The sequence below is a fragment of the Rosettibacter sp. KY25 genome (assembly GCF_057554405.1).
In genome coordinates this window covers 1-3,064 of sequence record NZ_BAAJAO010000054.1, presented here as the reverse complement: position 1 = coordinate 3,064, position 3,064 = coordinate 1, and the positions used below count along the sequence as shown (strand labels likewise).

At 31.0% G+C, this 3,064-nt stretch carries 3 protein-coding genes; all 3 read left to right on the top strand.

Going from position 1 to position 3,064, the window contains the following annotated elements; translation table 11 throughout:
• On the top strand, positions 1 to 1,281 hold a 1,281-nt coding region (locus AC27L2_RS13740; RefSeq protein WP_487212341.1), incomplete at its 5' end, for a T9SS type A sorting domain-containing protein.
• Positions 1,282 to 2,044: 763 nt separating this feature from the next.
• The gene (locus AC27L2_RS13735; protein WP_487212340.1) at positions 2,045 to 2,215 is read left to right on the top strand and encodes a hypothetical protein; all 171 of its coding nucleotides are present in this window, start codon (positions 2,045 to 2,047) and stop codon (positions 2,213 to 2,215) included.
• 39 nt (positions 2,216 to 2,254) lie between these two features.
• Positions 2,255 to 2,971 carry a hypothetical protein gene (locus tag AC27L2_RS13730; RefSeq protein ID WP_487212339.1) on the top strand — a complete coding sequence of 239 codons (717 nt, stop codon included), beginning with the start codon at positions 2,255 to 2,257 and terminating at the stop codon, positions 2,969 to 2,971.
• Positions 2,972 to 3,064 lie beyond the last annotated feature (93 nt).

Genomic DNA, 3,064 nt, shown 5'->3' with positions numbered 1-3,064 from the left:
CCATTCGAAAAAGAGATTACCAATATTGCTACAATTACATCAACTGTTAGTGTAGATCCAAATCCAAATAATAATTCTGCAAGCGCAACTATAACAGTGTCAAACGTTGAGCAGGGAAATAACAACAATGGCTCTGATAATCAAAACAACTGGCAGTATGTAAATGGATTCTCCAATGGTGAAATTGTTTATGCTATGGCTTACGATGAATTTGGTAATATCTATGCTGGAACATGGGGAGGTAATATTTACAAATCGACCAATGGAGGTCAGAGCTGGACAAAGATTAATAGCAATATGAATGCTGGATTTATCTGGGCTTTGAATATTCATAATGGTTATCTGTTTGCAGCTACAGAATTAGGTGTATTTAAGTATGATGGTTCTTCATGGACATTAACTTCACTTTCAAATGTTGATGTTCATGCACTTGCATCTGATGGAACAGTAATTTATGCTGGAACATGGGGATTGGGTGTTTATTCATCAATTGATAATGGAAACACATGGAATCCGATGAATAATGGACTCGGTTATAATTTAGTAATCAATGCATTAACTGTTCATTCAAACAGATTATATGCTGCAAGTTATGGCGGCGGAGTATTCAAGTATGAAAATTCAACATGGACAAAATTAAATATCGGGTATGATTTCGTATGGACAATAGCTTCTAACTCAAATGGATTGTATGCAGGAACTTATGGCGATGGTCTCTATCGTTCGCTTGATAATGGTAGCACATGGACAAAAGTAAATAATTTGAATGCTCCATTCATTTATTCAATTGCAGTTAATTTGAGTGATAAAATTTATGTTGCTTCCTGGACAAGCGGAGTGTTTGAATCAACTGATAATGGAAATACATGGAACTCAATTGGGATGGGTGGATTTGGTGTAAGTTCATTGATTGTTTCTAAGAATTCTGATAATGTTTATGTTGGAACTAAAGAAGGTAAGATTTATTTAAGTAAGAGAGTTGCTGGAGTTACATCTGTAGAATCAGAAGAAATTCCGACAAAATTCGAGTTGAGTCAAAATTACCCGAATCCATTTAATCCAGTAACTACAATTAAATTTGCAGTTCCAGAAAAAGGAAGATACACATTGAAAGTATACGATATACTTGGACAGGAAGTAGCAACATTATTTGATGACGAAATGAATGCAGGCATACAAAAGCTTACATTCAACGGAAGCAATCTTGCATCTGGAATTTACATCTACAGATTGATTGGAAACAATGTGAATATAAGCAAGAAGATGATATTGATGAAGTAATTAAACTGAACACTTAGCTTCTGAATCCCGGCAGTTAGCAAAACTTTCTGCCGGGATTTTTTTTGTAACACGACACGTAAAACGTGCTACGAATAAAATCTATGTATAACTGTTCGCTGCAAGCTTTTAATAAAACGCAGATGAACACAAATTTTTTTGTTTCTCGCAAAGCCGCAAAGTTTTTCCTTGCGTCTTTTATTCTCTGTGGCTTGTTGTGAAATTATCTTTCATGATTCTACTTATAATACAAATTAAAAATCATTTTGAACGAAGTGAAAAATTCCCAAAAAATCTTTGTGTTTTCTTGGCGTTCCTTGCAGTTAGAATTTATTAAACTGCTAAGACGGAAAAGATATTAAAGTTTTTTGCTCTCTTTTTGGCTTTGTAATGTGATTCGACAAATTGTTACAGAATTAGTAATCAATTTAATCAAAAAATAACTGCAATAATCCGTTAAATCTGTGTACTATTACAGAAAACATATTTTTATTTAAAGTTACCATTAGAAAAAAACAAGCGAGAAACAGACGAAAGTAAAGCGTATCTGAAGCGTATGTGAGACGAGTTTATGACGAATTTATGACGAATTTATGACGAGTTTAATGCGAGGTTATTTTAAAACTCGACTAATAAATTGATATTGTGAAATTGTCAAAAATTTTTAAGAACATATATTTATGATGGCACAAAATACTATCCCAAATTATGTTAAGAAAATGAAGAAGGAGATAATCAATTAACTTAAAAGAACATCATAAAGTTAATGCCTATTTCTCTCTGCACATTTCCGGTATTTAATAATGTAAATATTTATGGAAGCGGCTCTGGAACAGGATTGAGTTTTTACAATACGGATTATAATCCAGGAAATATGTTCAACACAATGGTTTGGAATTTTACTACTGGATTTTATGCAAATAATTGTATTGAATAAATATAATTCTGTGATTCTTAGAAAAAAATAAACTTAATTATGGAAGGGAAAAAATTAATAATAAAAAGTTTTATATATACCTTGTTTTTCATTGTAGCATTCATAGTTAATATTTCTTGTGAAAATCCTGTAGATAGTCTGAACAATTCTATTTTATATCCTATCTCTATTGGGAATTACTGGAAATATAAAATATATACTTATTCCTCAGGAAAAATTCTTCCAGGTTTAACTGATTCACTTCTAATAACTATTGACGAAGAAATATCAGTTGAGTTTGAAGATAGAATATATAAGGGAGGAGTGCAGACAAGAAAGTTTGGAGAAAATACTTATGCTGAAGCAAAATGGATTTTTACTAATCAGTCAGACGGTCTATATTTTTTAGGTGGTATAGCAAAAAAAGATACTATCTTCCGAAAATTTCTATATCTAAAATATCCGGTTAAACAAGGAGAAACATGGGAAGTCCCTTATATGTATTATAATCAAATGAGTGAACGTTTTGAATTTAGACCAGATAGTACTTTAAAATACATCTGCATATCTACAAATGAGAAAATTAACACAGAAATTGGTGAATTCAGGTGTATTGTTTATCATTTCAAAGAATACCCAGAAGTAGATGTTCCCACATATTGGAACTATTATCTCTATTATTCACCGGGAATAGGTTTTATAGGTTCTGAGATAAGAAGTGACTTAGATAATAGTATTAAGCATAAAATAATTCTTGTTAATTATGGAATTAAATGAGTAATTATTTTGCTTAAAAAAAGGAAAGTAAAAAATGAAAATTTTTTTACTTATTCTTTGTTTGAACATTATTATTGTTCAAAATATTTTTTC

Bases quoted from the DNA above. Each gene is read 5' to 3' on its own strand.
- AC27L2_RS13735 (WP_487212340.1), top strand. From the start codon at position 2,045: ATGCCTATTTCTCTCTGCACATTTCCGGTATTTAATAATGTAAATATT.
- AC27L2_RS13730 (WP_487212339.1), top strand. From the start codon at position 2,255: ATGGAAGGGAAAAAATTAATAATAAAAAGTTTTATATATACCTTGTTT.